At 45.6% G+C, this 22,035-nt stretch carries 24 protein-coding genes; 6 read left to right on the top strand and 18 right to left on the bottom strand.

Annotation, left to right across the window (positions count from 1 at the left end):
- The first annotated feature begins 87 nt into the window (after window positions 1-87).
- Window positions 88-504, top strand: a complete 417-nt coding sequence (locus NCCP2222_RS18100) for a hypothetical protein (RefSeq protein ID WP_248513789.1) — start codon at window positions 88-90, stop codon at window positions 502-504.
- Between the two features lie 65 nt (window positions 505-569).
- Here NCCP2222_RS18100 and acnA read toward each other — a convergent pair whose 3' ends face one another.
- A complete protein-coding gene (gene acnA, locus NCCP2222_RS18105; protein WP_248513790.1) occupies window positions 570-3,284 on the bottom strand; it encodes an aconitate hydratase AcnA in 2,715 nt (904 codons plus the stop codon).
- A 281-nt stretch (window positions 3,285-3,565) separates the two neighbouring features.
- Between acnA and NCCP2222_RS18110 the strand changes: the two genes are divergently transcribed.
- Complete coding sequence (locus tag NCCP2222_RS18110) at window positions 3,566-4,111, top strand: cysteine hydrolase family protein (RefSeq protein ID WP_248513791.1); 546 nt, start codon at window positions 3,566-3,568, stop codon at window positions 4,109-4,111.
- 47 nt (window positions 4,112-4,158) lie between these two features.
- Here the strand turns inward: NCCP2222_RS18110 and NCCP2222_RS18115 are convergent, their stop codons facing one another.
- On the bottom strand, window positions 4,159-4,767 hold the full coding sequence (locus tag NCCP2222_RS18115; protein ID WP_248513792.1) for a hypothetical protein: 609 nt from the start codon (window positions 4,765-4,767) through the stop codon (window positions 4,159-4,161).
- Window positions 4,768-5,546: 779 nt separating this feature from the next.
- Between NCCP2222_RS18115 and NCCP2222_RS18120 the strand changes: the two genes are divergently transcribed.
- Window positions 5,547-5,801: a GlsB/YeaQ/YmgE family stress response membrane protein gene (locus NCCP2222_RS18120; RefSeq protein ID WP_248513793.1), complete on the top strand. Its 255-nt coding sequence runs from the start codon at window positions 5,547-5,549 to the stop codon at window positions 5,799-5,801.
- Window positions 5,802-5,892: 91 nt separating this feature from the next.
- Here the strand turns inward: NCCP2222_RS18120 and NCCP2222_RS18125 are convergent, their stop codons facing one another.
- The 5 genes from NCCP2222_RS18125 to NCCP2222_RS18145 all read right to left on the bottom strand — a co-directional run bounded on the left by NCCP2222_RS18125 (window position 5,893) and on the right by NCCP2222_RS18145 (window position 7,961).
- The gene (locus NCCP2222_RS18125; protein ID WP_375709214.1) at window positions 5,893-6,585 is read right to left on the bottom strand and encodes a lytic transglycosylase domain-containing protein; all 693 of its coding nucleotides are present in this window, start codon (window positions 6,583-6,585) and stop codon (window positions 5,893-5,895) included.
- A 17-nt stretch (window positions 6,586-6,602) separates the two neighbouring features.
- A complete protein-coding gene (locus NCCP2222_RS18130; protein ID WP_248513794.1) occupies window positions 6,603-7,196 on the bottom strand; it encodes an SCO family protein in 594 nt (197 codons plus the stop codon).
- Window positions 7,197-7,304: 108 nt separating this feature from the next.
- Entirely contained in the window at window positions 7,305-7,433 is a 129-nt protein-coding gene (locus NCCP2222_RS18135) for a YvrJ family protein (RefSeq protein WP_248513795.1), read from the bottom strand.
- Between the two features lie 68 nt (window positions 7,434-7,501).
- Entirely contained in the window at window positions 7,502-7,720 is a 219-nt protein-coding gene (locus NCCP2222_RS18140) for a DUF2922 domain-containing protein (RefSeq protein WP_248513796.1), read from the bottom strand.
- Between the two features lie 22 nt (window positions 7,721-7,742).
- Entirely contained in the window at window positions 7,743-7,961 is a 219-nt protein-coding gene (locus NCCP2222_RS18145; protein ID WP_248513797.1) for a DUF1659 domain-containing protein, read from the bottom strand.
- Window positions 7,962-8,078: 117 nt separating this feature from the next.
- Here NCCP2222_RS18145 and NCCP2222_RS18150 point away from each other — a divergent pair, with 117 nt between their 5' ends.
- The gene (locus NCCP2222_RS18150; protein ID WP_248513798.1) at window positions 8,079-8,504 is read left to right on the top strand and encodes a DUF2621 domain-containing protein; all 426 of its coding nucleotides are present in this window, start codon (window positions 8,079-8,081) and stop codon (window positions 8,502-8,504) included.
- A gap of 433 nt (window positions 8,505-8,937) precedes the next feature.
- Here the strand turns inward: NCCP2222_RS18150 and NCCP2222_RS18155 are convergent, their stop codons facing one another.
- From NCCP2222_RS18155 to NCCP2222_RS18180, 6 genes are all read right to left on the bottom strand, one after another.
- On the bottom strand, window positions 8,938-9,456 hold the full coding sequence (locus NCCP2222_RS18155; RefSeq protein ID WP_248513799.1) for a CcdC family protein: 519 nt from the start codon (window positions 9,454-9,456) through the stop codon (window positions 8,938-8,940).
- Entirely contained in the window at window positions 9,449-9,778 is a 330-nt protein-coding gene (locus tag NCCP2222_RS18160; RefSeq protein WP_248513800.1) for a thioredoxin family protein, read from the bottom strand. The genes NCCP2222_RS18155 and NCCP2222_RS18160 overlap by 8 nt, the downstream gene beginning before the upstream one ends.
- Before the next feature lie 20 nt (window positions 9,779-9,798).
- The gene (locus NCCP2222_RS18165; RefSeq protein WP_248513801.1) at window positions 9,799-10,509 is read right to left on the bottom strand and encodes a cytochrome c biogenesis CcdA family protein; all 711 of its coding nucleotides are present in this window, start codon (window positions 10,507-10,509) and stop codon (window positions 9,799-9,801) included.
- Window positions 10,510-10,905: 396 nt separating this feature from the next.
- Complete coding sequence (locus NCCP2222_RS18170) at window positions 10,906-12,687, bottom strand: ABC transporter ATP-binding protein (protein WP_375709216.1); 1,782 nt, start codon at window positions 12,685-12,687, stop codon at window positions 10,906-10,908.
- A 5-nt stretch (window positions 12,688-12,692) separates the two neighbouring features.
- On the bottom strand, window positions 12,693-14,447 hold the full coding sequence (locus NCCP2222_RS18175) for an ABC transporter ATP-binding protein (RefSeq protein WP_248513803.1): 1,755 nt from the start codon (window positions 14,445-14,447) through the stop codon (window positions 12,693-12,695).
- 91 nt (window positions 14,448-14,538) lie between these two features.
- The gene (locus NCCP2222_RS18180; protein ID WP_248513804.1) at window positions 14,539-14,871 is read right to left on the bottom strand and encodes a YolD-like family protein; all 333 of its coding nucleotides are present in this window, start codon (window positions 14,869-14,871) and stop codon (window positions 14,539-14,541) included.
- Window positions 14,872-14,943: 72 nt separating this feature from the next.
- On the opposite strand from NCCP2222_RS18180, the gene NCCP2222_RS18185 reads away from it, so the two are divergent.
- Window positions 14,944-15,114: a hypothetical protein gene (locus tag NCCP2222_RS18185; protein WP_248513805.1), complete on the top strand. Its 171-nt coding sequence runs from the start codon at window positions 14,944-14,946 to the stop codon at window positions 15,112-15,114.
- Between the two features lie 176 nt (window positions 15,115-15,290).
- On the top strand, window positions 15,291-16,484 hold the full coding sequence (locus tag NCCP2222_RS18190) for an MFS transporter (protein ID WP_248513806.1): 1,194 nt from the start codon (window positions 15,291-15,293) through the stop codon (window positions 16,482-16,484).
- Window positions 16,485-16,520: 36 nt separating this feature from the next.
- On the opposite strand, the gene NCCP2222_RS18195 is transcribed toward NCCP2222_RS18190, so the two are convergent.
- The 5 genes from NCCP2222_RS18195 to NCCP2222_RS18215 form a co-directional block, all read right to left on the bottom strand.
- Window positions 16,521-17,777, bottom strand: a complete 1,257-nt coding sequence (locus NCCP2222_RS18195) for a Y-family DNA polymerase (protein WP_248513807.1) — start codon at window positions 17,775-17,777, stop codon at window positions 16,521-16,523.
- Window positions 17,778-17,944: 167 nt separating this feature from the next.
- The gene (locus NCCP2222_RS18200; RefSeq protein ID WP_248513808.1) at window positions 17,945-18,727 is read right to left on the bottom strand and encodes a DUF6612 family protein; all 783 of its coding nucleotides are present in this window, start codon (window positions 18,725-18,727) and stop codon (window positions 17,945-17,947) included.
- 215 nt (window positions 18,728-18,942) lie between these two features.
- The gene (menC, locus tag NCCP2222_RS18205) at window positions 18,943-20,058 is read right to left on the bottom strand and encodes an o-succinylbenzoate synthase (protein WP_248513809.1); all 1,116 of its coding nucleotides are present in this window, start codon (window positions 20,056-20,058) and stop codon (window positions 18,943-18,945) included.
- 17 nt (window positions 20,059-20,075) lie between these two features.
- Window positions 20,076-20,891 (bottom strand): GNAT family N-acetyltransferase, encoded by an 816-nt coding sequence (locus NCCP2222_RS18210; RefSeq protein WP_248513810.1) that lies wholly within the window; start codon window positions 20,889-20,891, stop codon window positions 20,076-20,078.
- A 35-nt stretch (window positions 20,892-20,926) separates the two neighbouring features.
- Window positions 20,927-22,003 (bottom strand): branched-chain amino acid aminotransferase, encoded by a 1,077-nt coding sequence (locus NCCP2222_RS18215; RefSeq protein ID WP_248513811.1) that lies wholly within the window; start codon window positions 22,001-22,003, stop codon window positions 20,927-20,929.
- Window positions 22,004-22,035: the final 32 nt, after the last annotated feature.

The following is a 22,035-nucleotide window of genomic DNA, read 5'->3' on the forward strand; positions in this document are numbered from 1 at the left end:
GAGTTGTTTATTACAATATTATTTTAAATCTTCGAATGTCTATGTATATAATAACAGTGAATAATTTTCCAATAGGAGGGAGTCTGATTGAATACAACAGTAAAAGCATTCATACCGATTCTACTGTCACTAATAATATTATCCGCTTGCAACACATACAGCTACGAATATAAATTTTCTGGCGAGAATGACCATTGGGAAGCGGAAATCTTTTTTAAAGGAACTGAAGATCAATATTCAAGAGGAGATGCAAACTACGATTTTACAGTCACCTACAAGGGGCTATCCCAAGAACTGGCTTCCACAGATGAAATTACGTATTCTTTTGAAACGGAGTCAGAAAATTTTAGTGCAACTAAAAAGTTTTCCAATCCACCAACCGATGTATCATTTACTTCGAAAGGAAATTCCTCTGGGACAGTATCTGCAGATGAACAGATTACTGTTAATGTGAAATGGAACGGCATAGAAGAGTCTTTTGAGTTAGAGAACATCTCGAAATAGAAGACAAAATCCGATTTTGCATGAAAAAAGGGTGCCCGGTTTTCCCGGACACCCTTATTCTGTGATTAGTTGTTTTTCATTTTGTCGCGAAGGACCATTTGAAGGATTCCGCCGTGACGGTAGTAGTCGATTTCAACTTCGGAGTCGAAACGAGCTAATACGTCGAATTCTTTGACGGAGCCGTCTTTTGCAGTCGCAGTCACTTTAAGGATGTCGCGTGGTTTTACGCCTTCCGCGATGTTAACGCTGATTTCCTCTTCGCCTGTTAGACCAAGGGACTCCGCGCTGTCACCGTTCAAGAATTGAAGTGGAAGCACACCCATCATAACAAGGTTTGAACGGTGGATCCGCTCGTAGCTTTCCGCTATGACTGTTTTGATGCCGAGCAAAGAAGTTCCTTTAGCAGCCCAGTCACGGGAAGATCCCATACCGTAGTCTTTACCTGCGATGATTGCAAGACCTGTACCATCCGCTTGGTATTTCATAGCTACATCATAGATTGGCATGATTTCTTTTGTTGGCCAATATGTTGTGAAGCCGCCTTCTGTACCTTTTGCGATTTGGTTACGGATCCGGATGTTCGCGAATGTACCGCGCATCATGACTTCGTGGTTACCACGGCGAGAACCGTACGAGTTGAAGTAACGTGGCTCTACGCCGCGTTCGCGCAAATATTTACCTGCTGGTGTATCTTTACCGATTGCACCTGCCGGAGAAATATGGTCCGTTGTAATGGAGTCGCCAAACTTCCCGACAACCCGAAGTCCGGACAATGTTTTGATATCGCCTGGTTCTTTCGAAAGACCTTCGAAGAATGGTGGGTTTTGGATATATGTCGAGTTTTCATCGAAATCATACAAGGAATCGTCTGTTGTTTCGATCGCATTCCATGCTTCGTTTTCTGTGAAGACGCGAGCATATTCTTTACGGAAGAGTTCAGGTGTTACTGTCGATTTAACGACTTCTTTCACTTCTTCCGTTGTTGGCCAGATGTCTTTAAAGTATACATCCGTACCATCGTTTGCTTTGCCGATTGGGTCTTTTTCGAAGTCGATATCGACAGTACCAGCAAGTGCATAAGCAACAACTAGTGGCGGTGAAGCCAAGTAGTTCGCTTTAACAAGCGGGTGGATCCGTCCTTCGAAGTTACGGTTACCGGAAAGTACGGAAGAAACAAGAAGATCGTTATCTATAATTGTCTTCTCGATTTCAGGCAATAATGGACCGGAGTTACCGATACATGTTGTACAGCCATAACCGACCAAGTTGAATCCGATTTGTTCCATGTATGGAAGCAATCCAGAGTCTTGCAAGTAGCCTGTAACAACTTTCGAACCTGGTGCGAGTGAAGTCTTTACGTATGCCGGAGGTGTAAGACCTTTTTCGACAGCTTTCTTCGCCACAAGTCCAGCACCAAGCATAACGTATGGGTTGGAAGTGTTTGTACAAGACGTAATCGCTGCAATTGCGAGGTCGCCCGTCTTCATGCCGACTGTACGTCCGTCTTCAAATTCCACCGTTCCAGACTTGTCGAATTCTTTCGGAGTCAATCCGAAACCTTGGTTCCCTTCTGGAGCCACAACTGAATCTTTAAAAGAACGTTGTAGTTCGGAAAGAGGAATTAAGTCTTGTGGACGCTTCGGACCTGCAAGATTCGCTTCGATTTTCGTCAAGTCGATTTCGATTACTTCTGTATACGTCGGCTCTTCTTTGTCCGCTGTGAAGAACATATCGTTTTCTTCCAAATATTTTTGAACGACTTGGATATGGTCTTCGTCACGGCCTGTTAAACGCATATAGTCAAGTGATTCTCCGTCAACCGGGAAGAAACCGCAAGTTGCACCATATTCAGGCGCCATGTTAGCGATTGTCGCACGGTCCGCAAGTGGCAATTTAGATACGCCAGGTCCGAAGAATTCTACGAACTTACCTACTACCCCATGAGCACGAAGTGTTTGTGTCACTTTAAGCGCAAGGTCAGTTGCAGTTGTTCCGTTTGGAAGTTCTCCAGTAAGTTTGACACCGATTACTTCAGGAATCGGGAAGTATGAAGGTTGGCCAAGCATTCCGGCTTCTGCCTCGATACCGCCGACACCCCATCCAAGTACACCGATACCATTGATCATTGTCGTATGGGAATCCGTACCGACAAGTGTATCTGGGTACGTTTCAAATGTGCCGTCTTCATTTTCAATCGCATGGACAACGCTTGCAAGGTATTCCAAGTTTACTTGGTGAACGATACCTGTTGCCGGTGGAACCGCACGGTAGTTATCGTATGCTTTTTGTGCCCAGCTAAGGAACTGATAACGCTCTGCGTTGCGTTCGAACTCAAGCTCCATATTCTTTTGTAGCGCTTCGTTTGTACCATATTGGTCTACTTGCACAGAGTGGTCGATAACTAGGTCAACTGGAATTTCAGGGTTGATTTTGTCAGGGTCTCCACCCATTTCTGCCATCGCAGAGCGAAGGGACGCAAGGTCAACGACAACCGGTACACCGGTGAAGTCTTGAAGGATGACGCGGGATGGCTTGAAAGGTACTTCCGCATCCTTATCCGCATCTTTTCCCCATTTCGCAAGATTTTCAACATGTTCATCTTTGATCACATAGCCGTCGTGCTGACGCAAAACGGATTCAAGTAGCACCTTGACTGAATAAGGCAGTCTGGATACATTTGCAATGCCGGCTTCTTCGAGTGCTTTCAGACGATAGTAGTTATACGTCTTTCCGTTCACTTCGAACGATTGGCGGCTATTGTGCAAGTTACTTTTCGCCATTGGTGAATTCCTCCCTTTATCTACTGAAAAGGCCGTAAACGAGCATCTTTTCTCTACTCCATCATAATATAGCAACGTTCATAAGTAAAATACTTTAAAATTATAGTCTTCCATAAGAAAAAGTGATGGCCTTCTTGTCCCGCTTGGTTTCGTATTTCAAGACAACTGCCATTTTTTAAAATGAAGTATACTAACTTCGCAATAAGGTGTAATAAATCCTAGTGAATTCTCCCATCAAATGTGGCATGATAGGTGTAATGACACATCAAGGAGTGAGATCAGTGAAAAAAGCGTTGCTCGTAATTGATTATACCAATGATTTTGTTGCAGAGGATGGAGCGCTGACATGTGGCCAACCCGGTATTCAGTTGGAGAACTATATTACTGCATTAACCGAGTCTTTTTTAGACGAAGGCCATGTTGTCATCATGCCCGTCGATGTGCATGAAAAGGATGATCCTTATCACCCGGAATCCAGGCTGTTTCCTCCTCATAATATTAGAGGCACTTCTGGGAGACATCCATATGGCAAGTTGAATGAATTATTCGAGAAAAGAAAAGAAGAAATGATCTGGATGGATAAGACTCGCTATAGCGCTTTTGCTGGAACCGATCTGGATATTCAGCTGCGCTCGCGCGGCATTGAGGAAATCCATCTAGTTGGCGTATGTACGGACATTTGTATTTTGCACACTGCGGTCGATGCCTATAATTTAGGTTACAACATAGTCATTCATGAACGCGGCGTCGCAAGTTTTGACGCAGCCGGGCATGAATGGGCCCTTCGGCATTTTGAAAAGACACTTGGTGCGTCAGTCGTTCGCTGATTGAAAAAGATAGGGCGTTTTCCCAATAGGAAACCGCCCTTCTCCAATTAAAAATCAAATTTTTTAAGGGAATCCATATGCGAGGCTATTAGCGATATGATCGTAATGGCCTCCTCTTGACTGAAGATAAAATAGGAATCATCTTCTACAAGTTCCCGATCTGCAGTTTCAAAGCGATTGATTCGCCGAATGATGCCGTCCCCTGTCTCCTCAATGAGTCCGAATTGATAAAGCACTTCTATATCATCCTCATTCGTATAGGCAACGACTTCCCCTGTTTTCCAGTCAACTTCGACCTCGTACTCTTCTGTAAATTCCTCGTCGTCCTCTTCTTCCCACTCCTCGTCATCCAGAAAATCATGGAAGGTTTCATGCACTTCATCAATAATATCCTCGATATCCGGAAGTATCACTTTGGAGAGTCGATCTGTGTCGAACTCAATTGTAGTGATGTAAAACTCTTCATTGCTTGGATCATAAAACAGCGTGAAGAAGTATTCACGCAAATCCTCTTCAGTCTCAAGGAAAAATTCAATTCTGGGATGCTTGGCCGCTCTGACAATTGTCATATGCCCCACTTCACCATATTGATCACATATGGATTCCAGGTGATCTTGCAATTCCTCACATACCCGATCAAACCAATCCATTGACATGCCGCATCCCTTCCTTTTTCAAGTAGTCCATCCTAGTATGTCAAATTGGCCGATCCGCATTCCTAGTAATGCAAAAATCTTTGAGATTTTATACTTCTTTCAATAAACGTGCAGTAAGACCTGGACGATAAAGCATTTTGCAGGTCACCAACATATCAGTTCCGAAATTAGGGCATTTTCGCTCCTCGAATTATCTGCAGACTATGAAGACACCTCCCACTATGTCGGATATTGAACCGGGATTCTATACAATAAGCATCCCGGAATGTCACGGCCGTCCATATATACGCAAGGAGAAGATCCCTGCCACTATGAATTATTTAAAGCTGGAATTATGAACTCCTAAAACACAGTCCAGTTGAAGCAAGGGCAAAAGGTGCGTGTGACGTCGATAGTTTTTTGAACCTGTCCATGTAGTATTCGGGTATCATTGAGCCATTGTCTGTCCTCTAGGAAAATGCGAAAAAGCCGCTCTTGCCGGCCTCTCTATATATATTCACGAGCCACTGCTCTCCTCGTATTTCTTCCATGGATGTTTTCCTAGTAACGACTTTCTTATCTTTTCCTTCCGATTGGACAAGTGGTGCATGCTCTGTGGTTTTGTGTCTTTTAATGGAATTTGCCTAGAAAGCTTTTTACCCTTTAGAATAGCCACTTTCCCAGCTTTTCATTTACTTTTGCTAACAACTTTTTTTCAACAGGATGTTTGAGGTATTGAAATAACGGATATTACAAATACTACAGAGGCAATCATAACTTTTGAAAAGGAGATGGATTACATGAGCTTTATTTGGTTCTTAATTATTGGAGGCGTAATTGGTTGGCTAGCTGGCCTTATCCTAGGAAGAGATATTCCAGGAGGCGTTATCGGTAACATTATTGCTGGTATCATCGGTGCTTGGATCGGAGGCATGCTGTTAGGCGATTGGGGTCCGAAAGTGTCTGATTTCTATATCTTGCCAGCCTTGTTAGGTGCGATTATCTTGGTGTTTATTGTGAGCCTCATTATGAAATCCATGCGTAGAGCTTCGTAATAGCCCTATGAATGGTTGAACCCGTTATCCTTAGAGGATAACGGGTTTTTTTCAATAAAAAAGGAGCCTGCCGGAAAGGCTTGCTCACTTTTTACTGGGATGGATCTCCTGTATCATCTGCTCTGGCGAGTCGCTGTGATTCGAATTCATTGAAAAACCATAGTACGTCCTCCACATACTTATCACTATGATTGTAATGGAAAATCGCTTTTTCAATATCGCCGTCGGCCGCTCCACTTTTTGATAAGTAATTTGCGGCACTGAAAATGGCGTCTTCAATATCAAACGGATCGGCGATGCCGTCACCATTCGCATCGACTCCATAACCGCCATACTTCTTAATGACAGCAGGATCAGTTTTGTCTTTCTCTGGAATATTCCCTTTGCCCAGTCCACTGCAGCCCGGATATCCCCAGCCGACAAATGTGCAAGGCATGAATTGCATATGGCCTTCGGCTCCGGCCGGAGATACAAGTGGATCCATCGTTGAAAAACGAGTCTCCACCCGGTGGTGGGCCGCAAGCAGCGTCCACGGAATGCTATACTCATCTGCAGCTGCTTTGTAAATCGGTACATACTCTTCCGGGATGACTGTGGCCGTATGACGGTCTTGGAAATCCATCAGCCCGCTTGCTGACTTTTTGATCAGCTCGGGATTTTGGATGCCTGTCCAGATTATCGCAGTGAGAGTGAATAAAGTGACAGCCACTGGAACGAGAAGCACGATAAGAATCGCTTTCGTCTTCATGGATAATCCTTTATTTGGCTTTCGCTTTTTCTTCACTCTCTCACCCTTTCCGCTTACTCCGCTCCTTGCTTAATGAGCGCTTTCATATCTTTAACAATTTGGTCGTATGGGACTTCATCCGCACCCGCGTATGTTTTTACGACTTTTCCGTCTTGATTTACTAATCCAAATCGAGAACCATGCACGACTTGATCTGAATTTTTAATTTCAGCTACCGGCATTTTAAAAGCAGCAACTGAAAGCTTATTGATCTCATCTATTTTGTATCCTGTCAGCATAATCCATTTAGATTCATCTGGCATACCGAATTGCTCCAAATATTGTTTTAACTTTTCGGGCGTATCGTGATCCGGATCTACACTGAATGAAACAATTTTATAATCTTCCACGCCTTCTTTTTCTAACATGCCCTGTAAATCGCCCATGTTCGACATCATCGGAGGGCAGACTGTTGTACAATTTGTAAAAATAAATTGTGCGAGCCAGACCTCGCCTTTCAAATCATCCAATGAGACTGTGTCTCCATCTTGATTTGTAAATTCGAATGGCTGGACCGGATATTCGTGATCCGGCTTAAAACCGCTTGAGCATGCAGCAATAAATAGCAAGCCGGTCATCATTGCGGAAAACAATACTTTTTTAAACATATCGAGACTCCTTCACATTCTTTATAACTTTATCATAGATGAAGACAAATATTCAAACAAGGTTGCCAAACTTCGTTGTATGGCAAAAGAATGACGTTTTTGTGAAGTTCACTTCATCTTTAATGTGACGAGCACATCATGGATCGCTTCCAATTTCTGTTCAAGACGATGCAATAGATAAAACGATACGAATACCGGGAATCCGATCTCTTGTATGAAATTCAACCAGGTTTCCATTCATCATGCCCTCCTTATTCTAAGTTAAAAACCCGCCAGCATAAGACTGGCGGGCTGACTGCTATTTGTTACGCGGTCGTGAATTCGGTCACGGTTCTTTCTACGATGCGTGCACTCTTCGATGCGGATAGCGGCGAGCCATCCACTTCAAATGCTCCCGTTGCGATAATTTGCTGCATGGCAGCTTGGATTTGCTCGGACGTAATATCACTCCGCGGCTCGTCCACTGTCAGCATAGATGTTTTCCCTGCTGCTGTTTCAAATGTAAGTTGCAATGTCCTGCTCATGTCTTACCATCTCCTTTTCGTTTTAATTGACGACTTCTGATGTTTCGACCTTTTCCATTCCTACGACTGCTCGCTCCGAAAATTGCGCAAGCTGGGATAAGGCGTTGTACAAATTTGTCGCGTTCACCCCTTGCGCGATATTGCGGTAAGACTTGGCCTTGCGAATCAACTTGCCTTCCTCCGTCAGCCCTCCGTCAAAAAATACCTTTCCGATAGCGCCTCTGAATTCCATTGTTGCCATGTGCTCCACCTCCCTTCACCTGTTATATAGAAACAGGCAAAGGAAAAGGATACATTGTTAATGAAATTTTTCTCAATTCCTTTTATAATAGGGGAAGTGAGGAAGAGGTGAAGACAAATGCAGGATTGGTTTATGTGGTTCATCGTATTCTGGTGTATCGTCCTAGTCGGTTTATTTGGCATCGGCGGCTACTTCATGTTCCGTAAATTCTTGAAGGTGTTTCCGAAAGAGGATGGCAAATCGACGCTTGATTGGGAAGAACATTATGTTAATGAATCCCTTCATCTTTGGAATGAGGATGCCAAAAAGCTTTTGAATGAGCTTGTAAGTCCTGTTCCAGAATTGTTCCGCGATGTAGCCAAACAGAAAATCGCTTCCAAAATTGGGCAGATTGCCTTGGAAGATCGCGCAAAGACAATTGATTTTGACCATATTATCCGGGGATATATTGTGGCCACGCCGAAGCGGGATCATAAATTCCTGATTAAGAAATTAACGTCCATGGAAGTGGATATGAAGCCATACGAGCACTTATTTGAATAAGCAGAATGAGGCCGTCCAGAACATCGATCCATCGATGTTGGACAGCCTCTTTTCTTTTGCATTGTACACACAGCTGATTCTTTGATGTTTGTAAATATTGCCATTTGATTCCGCAATCCCTATCTTGATATTATCAATCGATAATATACTACATACTCGAAGGTGAATAATGAATAAGGCAATACACTATTTAAAATCCCGGAAAAAATCGTATGTCATAAACACTTTCCTTTTTATCACAGGATTTATCGTTGTTATTTTTTTATTTGGGCCACCCAAACATTATATTGTCCCTATTTTATCAATGATAGTGTCCTATGGCTTTGTCGAGCTTGTAACATATCGAAGTTGGAAAAAGGAAAATCATTGAGCAAGAATCTGCAATTAAAAAATCGTCCCCTTTACTTTTGTGGCGGGGACGATTTTTGTATAATCACTCTGCTGTTTGGTTTCGAACTCTTACATATTTAATCAACATGCCGATACGCCAAGGAAGAATCATCGCAAATGCCAGCAGGAAGAACATTCCCCCCAATTCACCCACATCGATGGAGCTGCTCAATATGAGCTTGGCCACCAGACGGATGACGAGCAGGCTCAAAAGAATGACAATGAATGCTTTGGACTTCTTCACATACAACAATCCGTCCTTCTTCTCAAAGTTCGTTGTTTTAATCAAAATGAGAGAAAACAACAAACCAACTGCCACTGCTTCCAACACTTGCGGAAGCGGCACTCGGAATTCTTCGAATAGGAACATCAATGCGCCTGTCGACATGAAGAGCGGCGGCAGAATAATCCGTTTGGCGGAAATCGGCCGCTTAGCTGCTCTAGTTCGGACAATAAATGCCATGGTCCCCATAAAAAGAAAGATAACGGTTGATCCGACAATTAAATATACTGATGGAATCGTGTTGAAAACATAATCAATCCATTCCTGAAGCTTAAGCATCTTCCTTCCCCCGTTCCACGAGCTCTTGCATGCGGCGTGTAAGCTGGTCCATCTGAACAAAACGGGCGAAGCGCGCTATTTCTTTACCATGATGATAAAGCAGTACGACAGGAGCAGTAAATAGCGATAACTGCCCCGCAAGTTCAGGCACACGCGCCGCATTTACTTGATAGAAAGGAAATGGAAATCGATCGGCGAGCGCTTCCACTTGCGGGTAGAGCCCCTCACAGACGGAACAGTGGTCCGTTTTAACGAAAAGAAGGAGTTGCGGCTCTTTTTCTATAACTTCGTTCCAATGCTCATATGATCCAATTTCATTCATCGGTTGTTCCTCCTATCCAATCAAAAACCTTGGAAATCACCAAAAATCGGACTTAACAAGCTAGTGAGATACGTGATTCCATCGAAAAACAACAAAAATCCGAAAGCAATCATAACATAACCACCAATTTTCATCATCAAATTACTATGCCGTTTGATCCATCCAAGACGGGTAATGAAAAATGATAAAATGAAGAACGGGATAGCGAACCCTAATACATACATCATCATATATAACATACTGGAGCCTGGATTGGCTGCAGCCAGTCCAATGATCGCTCCAATGATGGGCCCCATGCATGGCTGCCAGCCTGCTGAAAATGCAAGGCCGATCAAAGCCGTTCCCAAGAAGCCGGCCGGTCGGTTTTTGAATTGCAGACGTCGTTCTTTCATTAAGAAATCAGGCTTGAACAACCCGATGACCATTAGCCCAAACAGGACGATAAAGATGGCGCCCGCTTGCCGTAGTATATCCTTGTACTGCACAAAAAAGTTGCCAACGAGCGATGTGCTGAAACCAAGGAAGACAAAAACGACCGAAAATCCAAGCAGGAAAAAGATCGTGTGAAGCATTCCATTTCGGCTCATCCGCTTGGAATCGCCTTTCAATTCATCGATTGACATGCCTGTAATATACGATATAAATGCTGGATACAAAGGCAGCACACACGGTGAAATGAAACTTAAAAATCCGGCGCCGAACGCCAGAAACACATTCAAATCAGTATTCATCCTTCTCTCCCCTTCATTATTCTCTCCCCATCGTACCAAATCCATAGCGGAAATACGTTGATTTTACCTGTGAACAGTTTATGACATTCGGATATGCCGTTTGCATGGTAGCGAGAAAATGACCTCTTGTTTGCATAACTAGTTTGTCCTTCCTTGTCGGACAACCAGATCTCACTCGCCTAATAAGAAGGCACCCGTGCCAAATTAGTGCTGCTGGGCGCCAAATTACAGGACCACCACGCCAAATCAGTGTGTCTGGGTGCCAAATTAATGCCAGTGCCCGCAACATTTCCGCAACAGCATTCCACTTTGCTAACATCAAAATGAAAAGGCGGCAAGCAAACCCTTGTTGAGTTTGCTTGCCGCCTGAAGTTTGCCTTTCAAGACACTTACCGTTTAAATCGCATCATCCAGCAATCCATTTTGCAATTGGTACATCATGTAATAGAGCCCTTTTTGCGCGAGGAGCTGCTGGTGATTACCCCGTTCGACAATTTCCCCCTGGTGCAGCACTAAGATTAGTTCCGCATCCTGGATTGTACTTAATCGGTGGGCGATCGCAATGGTCGTCCGGCCTTTCCGCATTTTTTCCAAGCTTGCTTGAATCGCGACTTCGGTTTCCGTATCGATATTGGCGGTCGCTTCGTCCAGGACAAGTATTTTCGGATTTGTTGCGATTGTGCGCGCGAAGGCGACGAGCTGGCGTTGACCGCTGGAGAACGTAGAACCGCGCTCTGTCACTTTCTGCGAATATTTATCAGGCAGTTTTTCAATAAATTCATTCGCTTGGACAAATTCAGCCGCCGCACGTACTTCTTCTCCTGTCATTTCCTTGTTATGAAGACGGATGTTGCTTTCAATATCCCCATAGAACAGAAACGGGTCCTGCAGGACGAGACCGACCTTTCGGCGGAGCTCCTCTTTCGGATAGTCTTTCAGCGATATGCCATCCACCAAGATTTCCCCTTGATTATACTCATAGAAACGCATAAGCAAGTTGATGATGGAGCTCTTGCCGCTTCCGGTATGGCCGACGAGGGCCACCGTTTCCCCCGCATTTGCGGTGAATGAAATATTCTTCAACACATTATTTTTGCCATCGTAGGAAAACGTGACATCGCGAAATTCGATAGTCCCTTCTTGGACCGGTTGCTTCGCTTGATCTGTCTGGCTCGGTTCCATATCCGTATCATCCATCAGTTTGAACACACGGGAGGCAGAAACAAGTGCTTGCTGGAAAATGGATAGTCGCTGCATCACTTGCTGAACTGGCTGGAACAACCGGCCGATTAACGTAGTGAACGCATAGATGATCCCTACATCAACGGCACTTTCCAAAGACATAAAACCGAAATAGCCAAGGACGAAGACAATCGCGATGGCGTACAGCAAATCGATGAATGGCCCAAGCAATACGCTGTCGAATTTAATATTTCGCATACCTGCCCGGTAATGTCCTTCATTGATATCATCGAATTCCTTCGCCAAGCGTTCCTCTTGCCGGAACGCCTGGATCATGCCCATGCCAGACAGCGACTCCGCTATTTTGGCATTCAATTGGCTGAGCCGTTCACGGATATCCTGGTAGAAATCCGCACTGTACCGGCGATAGACAATGACAATAATCATAAATAACGGCAGCAGTCCCATTGACATGAATGCAAGCTTCACATCGAGTGCGAACAGGGCGAAGTAGACGCCAAATATGACAAAGATTGCTTGTAGGAATGTAACGATTACGCTGACAAACATCTCTTTGATTGATTCCGTATCATTTGTTACCCGTGATACGATACTGCCTGCAGGCGTTTTGTCAAAGTAACGCATGCCGAGTCCTTGCACTTTTGTAAATACATCAATCCGCATTTGCTGGATAACCTTCAAGGCAATCGCCTGGAACCGTAGCGATTGGAAATACGAGACAACGACTATAAAGAGTTGAAGCCCGATATAAGTAAGTGCGAGCACCATAACTTCATTCTTCGGAAAATTTTCCGGCGTCAAATAATTATCGATAAATGATTGGATGAGCAACGGTCCTACAATGCTTCCCGTTACCGTCAAGACGAGCAGGATCAGCGCTACCGTAATGCTTGCCTTATGAGGAATGGCGTATCTCAATAACCGCTTGAATACGATCCATTGATCCTTTGCTGTCAGTTTTGGCTGTTTTTCAATGGACATTATTCCTCACCCCCTTGTTCAACGAGCACTTCGAGTTGCTGCAAGTCATACATTTCTTTATACTTGCCGCCTAATGCAATCAATTCATCATGGGTACCTGCCTCGATAATAGTTCCTTCTTCCAAGACGATAATTTTATGGGCATGTTGGATGGCACTCAGGCGGTGAGACGTGATGATTGTCGTTTCGCCGGTGCGCGTCTGCTTCAATGCTTCCAGAATGGCTTCCTCTGTCTTCGCATCCACCGCCGATAACGAATCGTCCAAAATCAATAATTCCGGCTGCATGATCAGTGCGCGGGCAATGGAAATCCGCTGTTTCTGTCCGCCAGATAAGGAAACACCCCGTTCTCCGACGACGGTTTCATAGCCTTCTGCAAACCCTAAAATGTCCTCGTGAATGTAGGCGAGCCGTGCAGCTTCGTAAACCTTCTCACGGTCAACCTTGGGATTCGTGAACGCAATGTTTTCTGCCACAGTCGTCGAAAAGAGGAAGTGGTCTTGCGGCACGTATCCAATGGAACTCCGTAAACTTTGCTGTTTGTATTGATTGATCGGATGTCCACCGTACACAATGCTTCCTTTGTATCCTTCAAACTCCCGTAACAGAAGCTTCAAGATGGCCGTCTTCCCTGATCCGGTCTTGCCGACAATCCCGAGTGTTTCTCCCCGTCTCAATGTAAAGTGCACATCACGCAAGGCAGGTGCTTCATCTTCTGGAAACGTGAATTCATCGATATCAAAATGCAAATCACCCTCAGGCCGATCAGCAATTGCACCTGCCACGTCTTGAATTTCAGGCGTGATGGAAAGAAGCTCTGAAATCCTGCTGTACGAGGCGTTCCCGCGTTCCACGATATTGAACAGGAAGCCAAACGCAAGCATTGGCCATATCAGTAGCCCAAGATATGTACTGAATGCTACCATATCCCCGATTGACATATCTCCCGCAATTATAAATTTCGTTCCAAAAAAGAATGAAAGTATATAGGAAATTGCGAAAATTCCAGTGATCGTCGGATCAAATAATGCATCAATCTTGGCCACTCTCATGTTTTTTTCGACTACATCCGTTGAGAGTTCGGTAAAATCCTGGATGTCTTCTTTTTGTTGACCAAATGTCTTAATCACCTTGATCCCCGAAATGCTTTCCTGCGTTTTATCATTCAAGCTTGAAAAAGCTTCCTGGGCAAAACGAAATTTCTTTCGGAGCAGCCGCCCATAATAACTTGTCAGGAAAATCATGAATGGAAATGGAATTAAAGCGATCACCGTCAATTTCCAGTTGATCGTCAAGGCCATTGTCAAAATGACAAAACCGCCAGTCGAAATAGAGTCGACGAGTGTTAAAATTCCCATTCCTGCTGTCTGTTGCACAGCATTGATGTCATTTGTCGCATGTGCCATCAAATCCCCGACACGGCGTTTTTGATAAAACGACGGTGACATCCTCGTAAAATGGTTAAATAATTTTTCCCGCATCGTCCTAGATAACAGGACGGCGGATCCGAAAATCATGACACGCCAATAATAGCGTGCTATGTACATGAGCACGCCGGCCGCTGCCAAGATGATCAGCCATTTGATCAGTTCGGAAGAGCTCAACGTCCCTTTTGTAATATCATCGACTATGAACCCGATAATTTTCGGCGGCAGCAACTGCAGCAAGGAAACAAATACAAGCGCAGCAATGCCGAGACCGTATTGCTTCTTACGCTGCTTAAAAAACCAGCTTAGCTGAACTAAAACTTTCACATGACTCCCCCTACCCTTTTCTCTCTCTTTCTATGTTGTCCTCAAATAGTCTACCAAAAGTCTGAACAATAGAAAAGGTACGAAACTTAAATTATTCGATTTCTGAAATACTTTTTATATCGACAAACGGCACGCAATGTGCATTCCCTCGTTCCATGCCAATTTGAAGCACCCCTTGGAGGCTGTCCGTCTTCTGGATGAACCCTTGCACCTTTTTAACATCTTCCGCCTGCCAAAACTCAATAGAGACTGGCGTCCCCCCTTCCATTGCGTTGCTGATCTTATAATTCCATTCTTCCAGCTGCTGCTCATCCGGCATGCCCCTTGGCAGCCTTCCATCTTCCGCCTGCCAATTCCGCAATTGCTGAATATGCTCCGGAAGCATCATTGCTGTCCATTTAATATTTCCTCGATCCCGAATCATTGTTGTTAGCTCCTTCCTGCAATTGACAGTCATATGATAAGATAATGAATAGTAGAAAGAGAGGTGCCCGTCATGCCGCTGGATGTGACAACCTTCATCCTGACCATATTTTTTGCTTTTGTCCTCTTTTCTTTTGTCTTAGTCTGGGCCGTGCGGAGCGCCATTCATTCCTCCGGCTTAATGGAGAAAATTGAAAAGCTGGAAGAGGATCTGGCCAACCTGAAAAAATCGCTACGGGACTAACCGATGTCTTTCATTCCTGCAGCCTCTTTCCGGCTGTCCGTTGCTACGCATTTGAAAGTACTTTTATCATTCATTGACAAGCGCTTTGCCCCTATTAACAAAGGAGGTATGAAAAGCAGTGTAAACCTTCTCTTTTCATCAAAGAACGAATTTGATTGAAAAGGGGCTGCAAATGAATGAAACATCGATCTTTCCGTTTTTTATGGATGGGCCAGGCGATTGCCGATTGCGGTGACATATTCTACATTGTGGGGCTGATTGCCATTTTATATGGACAGTCCAATTCGCCGTTCGTACTCGCTCTCGTTCCATTCGTCAATATGATGGGACGCTTTGGAAGCGGCTTCCTTTCTCCGCTTCTGATCAACCGCTTTTCGCTAAAAAGATTGCTCGTCACGTCCCAAGCATTGAAAACAATTGTACTCTGGTTGCTGGCGTCCTACGCATCCGGAGCGACAAGTGTGACTGCCTTATTAAGCTTCGTGTTTGCCATCGCGTTTCTTGACGGCTGGGCAGCTCCCGCAAGCCATGCCATGTTACCGCGGCTTGTGCCAAAGGAGGAATTGGTGAAGGCCAACAGTTTCTTCTCTATCGTGTCCGAAACCGTCAATTTAGGCGCCTGGGCTGTAGGTGGAGGCATTGTCGCGTTGACTACGGGCCCGTTCGCCATTTTGTTGACAGGTACGCTGTATCTATTCGCCATCGCCCTGCTTGCCGGAATTTCTGATCCTGTCAAATTTACTCTGCCTAAACGGGAAACAAAGGCCGTGAGTGAATTGACGGCAGGCTGGCGCCTTATATGGAAGCATCCTTTATATCGGACGCTGCATATTCTGATTGCACTGGAAGCACTGGCTAACGTCGTATGGATCGCCTCCATCCTCTATGTGTTTGTGACAGAAGTGCTCGCCAAAAACGAGGCTTGGTGGGGATATATCAACACAGCCTTCTTCATCGGCATGCTGACAGGGGGCATCCTGTGCGCACGTTTTGCTTCACTTATCGAGAGTTCCTTGCAACAGGCCATTTTGGTGTCCTCATTTGGCATCAGCCTGCTGACTGCTCTTTTCGGAATGACAGCCTGGCCATGGTTCGCCCTCGTTCTCGTAGGATGCACAGGCGTATTTCAGCAGTGGAAAGGCATTTCAATCGATACGTGTTTGCAAAAAGCGGCTACGGCTGAAGAATTGCCTGCCATCTATGCGGTGCAGCAAACCATCGTATCCATTTTGTTCGCGGCGGGTTCTTTGGCTTTTGGAGCAATTGCCGAATGGGCGGGTGCGCGTTTTGTGTATATGCTGGCCGCCGCTTTACTTGCCCTTTCGGCTCTTTGCGCATGGAGATATCGCCGCCACTTGCAAACAAATTGACACTTCGGCCGTCCGGCAGCTTTCCGGACGGTCTTTCTATTTATAATGCCCGCCGATGAGTTTGGCCCGATGGACCGCTGTTCCAGCCTCTGTATAGGACACCGCCCGCAATACCGCAGTAGATCCGTATTTATTGCGCAGCGTATCCATTGTGGCACCGAGCTTGCGATCACGCCATTTCCGTTCATCGAAGAAGCTGAGCTGCATGGAGTGCTCTTCCTCCAAATTCGTCAAGCTGATGCCCAGCCGCCGAACCGCACGTCCGTCATGGAAACGGTCGAACAGCTGCGTGCATATCCGATAGATGCCCATCGTGTCATTGATCGATTCATTGACCGAAGCGGAACGGCTGAATCCGCCACCGAGCGAACGCTTGGAATAGGCGACAGACAGGTGAACGGTACGCCCCGCTTTCCCTGCCTCCCGGGCCCGCTTGGCGACATCCTCGCACATTTCGAGCAGGACCGCCAGCACATCTTCACGCTTTTCATAGTCCCTAAACAGCATCTGGCCTTTCCCATAGCTGATTTGTCCTTCGACAAGCGGAGCTGTGTCGACGCTTGAAAAATCGAGTCCGTGGGCATGATGATATAATTGATTGCCCATGATGCCGAATTTTTTTTCCAGCTCCTCCAAAGGGGCATGGGCCAGATCGCCGACAGAGAAGATGCCCATATGGTTTAACGTCTTTTCCAGCCGGCTGCCGATGCCCCACATTTTGCTGAGCGGGGCGATCGGCCAAAGCTTTTCAGGTACGTCCTCATATGTCCAGCGGGCAATGCCCGTCTTTTTCGCTTCCAAATCCAAGGCGAGCTTTGACAGCAGCATATTCGGCCCGATGCCACAGGCGGAAGGCAGCTGGAATTGCTCGGCCAGCTCGTCTTGAATGCGCTGCACCGTATCCTCCAGCGGTCCCCATAGGCGCTCCGTACCTGTCAAATCGACAAAACTTTCGTCAACGCTATATACATGAATGGCTTCTTTTGGAACAAAGCGGTTCAAATGACGCGTAATGGCCATAGATACATCCAAGTAAAACCCCATTTTTGGCTCAATCAATCGAATGCTCGGATCATCCGGAATTTCAAATAACCGCATGCCGGTCTTAATGCCAAACTCTTTTTTTAAGGGCGGAGATGCTGCAAGGATGACACCGCCTTTGCGTTCCATGTTTCCTATCACCGCAATTGGCGTCTCCATGACATCCAGACCTTCGATGGCCGCCGCGCAGCTGGCATAAAAACTTCTCATATCCAGGCAGACGATCTGCCGGTTCGGTAAATTTTCATACATTACGCATCCCTCCTACGAACAATCGTTCTCTTCATAATATACCCCGAACACTTGTCCGTATTCAAGGTTTTTTATTTCCAGCTCTGTAAAACATGGGATATGTAAGGAAAAAATCATATTTTCCCATAAAAAAAACGCCTTCCCTCAAGAGAGGAAAGACGTTGCGGTTATTGAAGCTGGTCAGGTACTTTGAAAGGATCGATATCATTAAAATAGCTATATGTAGCGTTCAATTTCTGCCTCGCTCGATAGGAAGTGCCGTCACGGAATGACCGCATATCCGCTGACATTTTAAAGCTCGTCACATAAGAAGTGCTCTTGTTAAATGTGATAACTAAATCCATCTTATAAATGATCAGGAAGCCGTCTTGCTCGGGTCCGAGATCCGGCACAAGCTGTTTAAATTTCTCGAATTGCTTCCGATTCAAACTTAATGTCAATGCATACCCGTATTCGATTGGTTCCAGGACGAAATCATCCTTGAATTCATCAAACAGCGAAAGATCGAGCGTCGGGTTGGAACGCGACACGAGTGTGCCGAACAATTTTTCGAGCGTTTCCGAAGACGTTTCTTCCCACTCTTTGTTGTTTTCATCAGAGACAAAGTTCTGGTCGCCCAATCGATAGAGATTCATTTTGTATGATTTGATGCCTCGGGGCTGTACGAGTGTCTCTTGATGCATTTTCATAGGATTTAAGAAAGCATCGGTTTGAATATCGAATTTGGCGCCGCTTTTTTCAGGATTCTCAAAATCCCCATCATGAACTGTCACTTTATAATCATCGTAGACAATATGTGAATGGACCGCATCCAAAGATGACGCCATTTCCTTCTTGGACTTGTCCAATAGACGTTCAGCCGTCATTTTTTCTGATGCCCCGCTGGAATTGCAAGCGGCGAGGAGCAAAACGAGCGTGCCGATCGTCAAGGATTTAACTAATTTTTTCACGAAAAACTCCCTCTCTACAAAACCTATGTTCATTCTACTGGAAAATGGCTGCTTCATCAATCCATTAGACGGAAATTCAGTGGAGGAGGTTGCATAGGCATGTGCGAGAGTGCCGCTATGAGAGCAGAATTCTATAAGTCATGTCCGGAGAAGCTCAAAACGTGCAGGATACATCGCCGTTGTACGGCCCTCAGGAGAAAGGGATAGGAAACAGCCTATCCCTCTTTCGAGAATGACCACCTATCGGTCATGAAACGGTCGATACTTGCAATATCCGGCTCATAGCCAATGCCAGGATCTTCCGGCACATTGATGTAGCCATCCTCCATGACGACCTCCGGCTGAATGATATCCTTTTCCCAATAGCGCGAAGAAGCGGCCGTATCGCCTGGAAGGATGAAATTCGGCAAGGAAGTCAGTGCAATATTATGCGCACGGCCAATTCCTGCCTCGAGCATGCCTCCGCACCAGACAGGAATCCCTTTTTCCATACAGTAATCATGTATTTTTCTCGCTTCTGTCAAGCCGCCGACACGACCGATTTTGATATTGATGATTTTGGTGCTGCCAAGCTCTACTGCCTTGCGCGCATCTTCCAAAGAATGAATGCTTTCGTCAAGGCAAATTGGTGTTTTTAGCTCTTTTTGCAAAATCGCATGATCAATAATGTCATCCGAAGCGAGCGGCTGTTCAATCATCATAAGATTGAACTCATCAAGGCGCTGTAAAAGCGCTGTATCCGCCAATGTATACGCAGAGTTAGCATCTGCCATTAAGGCAATGTCCGGGAAGGATTGCCGGAGTGCCGACAGAATCTCAATTTCCTTGCCAGGTTTTATTTTCACCTTAATGCGCTTGTAGCCTTCCTGCAAATGGTGCCGGACGACTTCCGTCAACTCCTCGACGCTTTGCTGTATGCCGATGCTGATGCCAACCTCGATCTGCTGGCGGGTACCGCCTAGCGCTTTTGCCAGTGGCATGCCCTGCTGCTTTGCGTACAAATCCCAAACAGCGCCCTCAACAGCGGCTTTCGCCATATTGTTTTTCCGAATCGGCGAAAAGAGTCCACTCACTTCATCAGGATGCGAAAGATCGGCATCCAGCAAAATTGGTACTAGAAAGTCACGAATCATATGCCAATTTGTCTCGACAGTTTCCTCACTGTACCAAGGCGCATCGAATGCAACCGATTCGCCCCATCCGCTGCGGCCCGAGCCGTCTTTTATTTCAATCAATAAAAAATGCTTGTCCTGCATTGTGCCGAAACTTGTCGTAAACGGCTGTTTCATCTTCATTTTCATTCGTCTGACAATAATTTCTCGGATGTCCATGCTACTCCCCCATTTCCTCACAAAGGTATCGTCTCTCGGCGAACCAATTGGTAATAACAGATGCCTTCCTCGCTATCCGAACGCCTGACACCGACAGCTGCATAACCATCAGAGAATAATTGCTGAAAGATATCCCGCAACTGCATTCTCCAATTGTAGGCAAGCGAAGGCTCTAACTTCTTCAGTTCTTGAATATTGGACGGGACTGGAATTTCGTAGCCGTCCGCACTTGAGTGAAGCTGCCCCGCAACTTCCCTGATTTGCGGTTGGCCGCTCGCTGTATAAGAAATGCTGCAAGGACGCTCAAATTGAATTCCATCCGGCGTCCAAGCTGTCTGCACCCGCGCGCTCCTAATCCACCATTCCACTTTGAAACGGTCCGATGGCAAGCCTTGATTCAAACCGTCCGCCATCTCCCCGTACCAATTTTCAAGGTAAGTAGAGCAGATGCCATGCAACTTCGCCAAATTCAAATAGGCATTGCGGCTTTCCAGTGGATCGTACGTCCAGACGATTAATTCATAGCCCATTTGCTCGGCTTCAATCAGTTGCTTCTCCTTCAACTTTCTGCCAATGCCTTGGGAACGATAATCCGGATCAATCCCAAGCATGTGGGAACATAAAAAGACAGAACCATTCCGAAACCCCGGAAAGCTATATGAAAATCCAATCAGGCGGTCCTCGTCAAACGCGCCGATAAGCAAACCGCCATTTTGAATGGCTGTGTAGAGCTGATGAAGCGGGACTGTGGCTGATTGCCACACTTTCTCTTCCAGCGGCTTAATTAAATGCACTTCTTCAATTGTGGTCAGCTTTCGAATGGCTACTTCCATACATCAACCACCTTTCATGTAGAATGAAACTACCTTTACTCGAACACATTGACGCGCCAGCCGAATGGATCCTCCAGTTTACCCGTTTGGATGCCGGTGATTGTATCGTAAATCCGTTGCGATAAAGGTCCGATTTCTCCGTTGTGAATCGTCATTTTCTCGCCTTTCCAGAAAAGCTCTCCAATCGGAGAAATGACAGCGGCTGTTCCTGAACCGAACGCTTCTTCTAATGTACCCGCCTGGGAAGCGGCATGTAATTCTTCCATGGAGATCTTACGCTCATGAACTGGAATACCCCAATGACGAAGCAACTCTATGACAGATTTTCGCGTCACGCCTTCCAAAATACTGCCGTTCAATGAAGGCGTCACAATTTCACCGTCGATTTTAAAGAAGACATTCATCGCCCCGACTTCCTCAATATAATGGCGTTCTTTTCCATCGAGCCACAGCACTTGGGAATAGCCGTTTGCTTCAGCAATCTCTTGCGCTTTCATAGCCCCCGCGTAGTTTCCTGCCGTTTTTGCACTGCCTGTACCCCCAGCGACCGCACGGACAAATTCGGATTCAACTGCAATTTTCACCGGATTCATCCCTTCTTTATAGTACGCCCCAACAGGCGAGAGGATGATCATGAATGTATAGGTCGCAGAAGGAGCGACACCTAAATAAGGCTGCGTGGCAAAGATAAACGGACGTATGTATAAAGATGTACCTTCCTTATTCGGTATCCAATCCTTGTCGATTCGAATGAGCTCTTTCAGTGCATGAAGCGCAAATTCCTCATCAATTTCAGGCATGCAGAGTCGATCATTAGATCGATTCAGGCGTTTCAAGTTTTCTTCCGGTCTGAACAGAACCACTTCTTGTTCCTCCGTCACATACGCTTTCAACCCTTCGAATACCGTTTGTCCATAATGAAAAACAATGGCTGCCGGATCCAGGCTGATCGGTTCATATGGTTTGATTTTCGCATCATGCCATCCTCGGCCCGCTGTATAATCCATCGTAAACAGATGATCGGTAAAGACGGTGCCGAATGCAAGCTGGTCGGCTGCTGGCTTCTCTTTTGGATGCTTAGTTAGTTCAATCGTCAGCTGTAAATCGTTCATTCGAATTCCTCCAATTCATATAATTATTCCAT

Source organism: Sporosarcina sp. NCCP-2222 (genome assembly GCF_023168145.1).
GTDB lineage: Bacteria > Bacillota > Bacilli > Bacillales_A > Planococcaceae > Sporosarcina.

What these genes read in the sequence shown, in the direction of transcription:
- NCCP2222_RS18210 (WP_248513810.1), bottom strand. Translation starts at nt 20,891, where the DNA reads ATGGAAGTAGCCATTCGAAAGCTGACCACAATTGAAGAAGTGCATTTA.
- NCCP2222_RS18145 (WP_248513797.1), bottom strand. Translation starts at nt 7,961, where the DNA reads ATGGCAACAATGGAATTCAGAGGCGCTATCGGAAAGGTATTTTTTGAC.
- NCCP2222_RS18160 (WP_248513800.1), bottom strand. Translation starts at nt 9,778, where the DNA reads ATGAATGAAATTGGATCATATGAGCATTGGAACGAAGTTATAGAAAAA.
- NCCP2222_RS18115 (WP_248513792.1), bottom strand. Translation starts at nt 4,767, where the DNA reads ATGTCAATGGATTGGTTTGATCGGGTATGTGAGGAATTGCAAGATCAC.
- NCCP2222_RS18185 (WP_248513805.1), top strand. Translation starts at nt 14,944, where the DNA reads ATGCCGCTGGATGTGACAACCTTCATCCTGACCATATTTTTTGCTTTT.
- NCCP2222_RS18190 (WP_248513806.1), top strand. Translation starts at nt 15,291, where the DNA reads ATGAAACATCGATCTTTCCGTTTTTTATGGATGGGCCAGGCGATTGCC.
- NCCP2222_RS18120 (WP_248513793.1), top strand. Translation starts at nt 5,547, where the DNA reads ATGAGCTTTATTTGGTTCTTAATTATTGGAGGCGTAATTGGTTGGCTA.
- NCCP2222_RS18135 (WP_248513795.1), bottom strand. Translation starts at nt 7,433, where the DNA reads ATGGAAACCTGGTTGAATTTCATACAAGAGATCGGATTCCCGGTATTC.
- NCCP2222_RS18130 (WP_248513794.1), bottom strand. Translation starts at nt 7,196, where the DNA reads ATGTTTAAAAAAGTATTGTTTTCCGCAATGATGACCGGCTTGCTATTT.
- NCCP2222_RS18155 (WP_248513799.1), bottom strand. Translation starts at nt 9,456, where the DNA reads ATGCTTAAGCTTCAGGAATGGATTGATTATGTTTTCAACACGATTCCA.
- menC (WP_248513809.1), bottom strand. Translation starts at nt 20,058, where the DNA reads ATGGACATCCGAGAAATTATTGTCAGACGAATGAAAATGAAGATGAAA.
- NCCP2222_RS18150 (WP_248513798.1), top strand. Translation starts at nt 8,079, where the DNA reads ATGCAGGATTGGTTTATGTGGTTCATCGTATTCTGGTGTATCGTCCTA.
- NCCP2222_RS18180 (WP_248513804.1), bottom strand. Translation starts at nt 14,871, where the DNA reads ATGATTCGGGATCGAGGAAATATTAAATGGACAGCAATGATGCTTCCG.
- NCCP2222_RS18165 (WP_248513801.1), bottom strand. Translation starts at nt 10,509, where the DNA reads ATGAATACTGATTTGAATGTGTTTCTGGCGTTCGGCGCCGGATTTTTA.
- NCCP2222_RS18215 (WP_248513811.1), bottom strand. Translation starts at nt 22,003, where the DNA reads ATGAACGATTTACAGCTGACGATTGAACTAACTAAGCATCCAAAAGAG.
- NCCP2222_RS18140 (WP_248513796.1), bottom strand. Translation starts at nt 7,720, where the DNA reads ATGAGCAGGACATTGCAACTTACATTTGAAACAGCAGCAGGGAAAACA.
- acnA (WP_248513790.1), bottom strand. Translation starts at nt 3,284, where the DNA reads ATGGCGAAAAGTAACTTGCACAATAGCCGCCAATCGTTCGAAGTGAAC.
- NCCP2222_RS18195 (WP_248513807.1), bottom strand. Translation starts at nt 17,777, where the DNA reads ATGTATGAAAATTTACCGAACCGGCAGATCGTCTGCCTGGATATGAGA.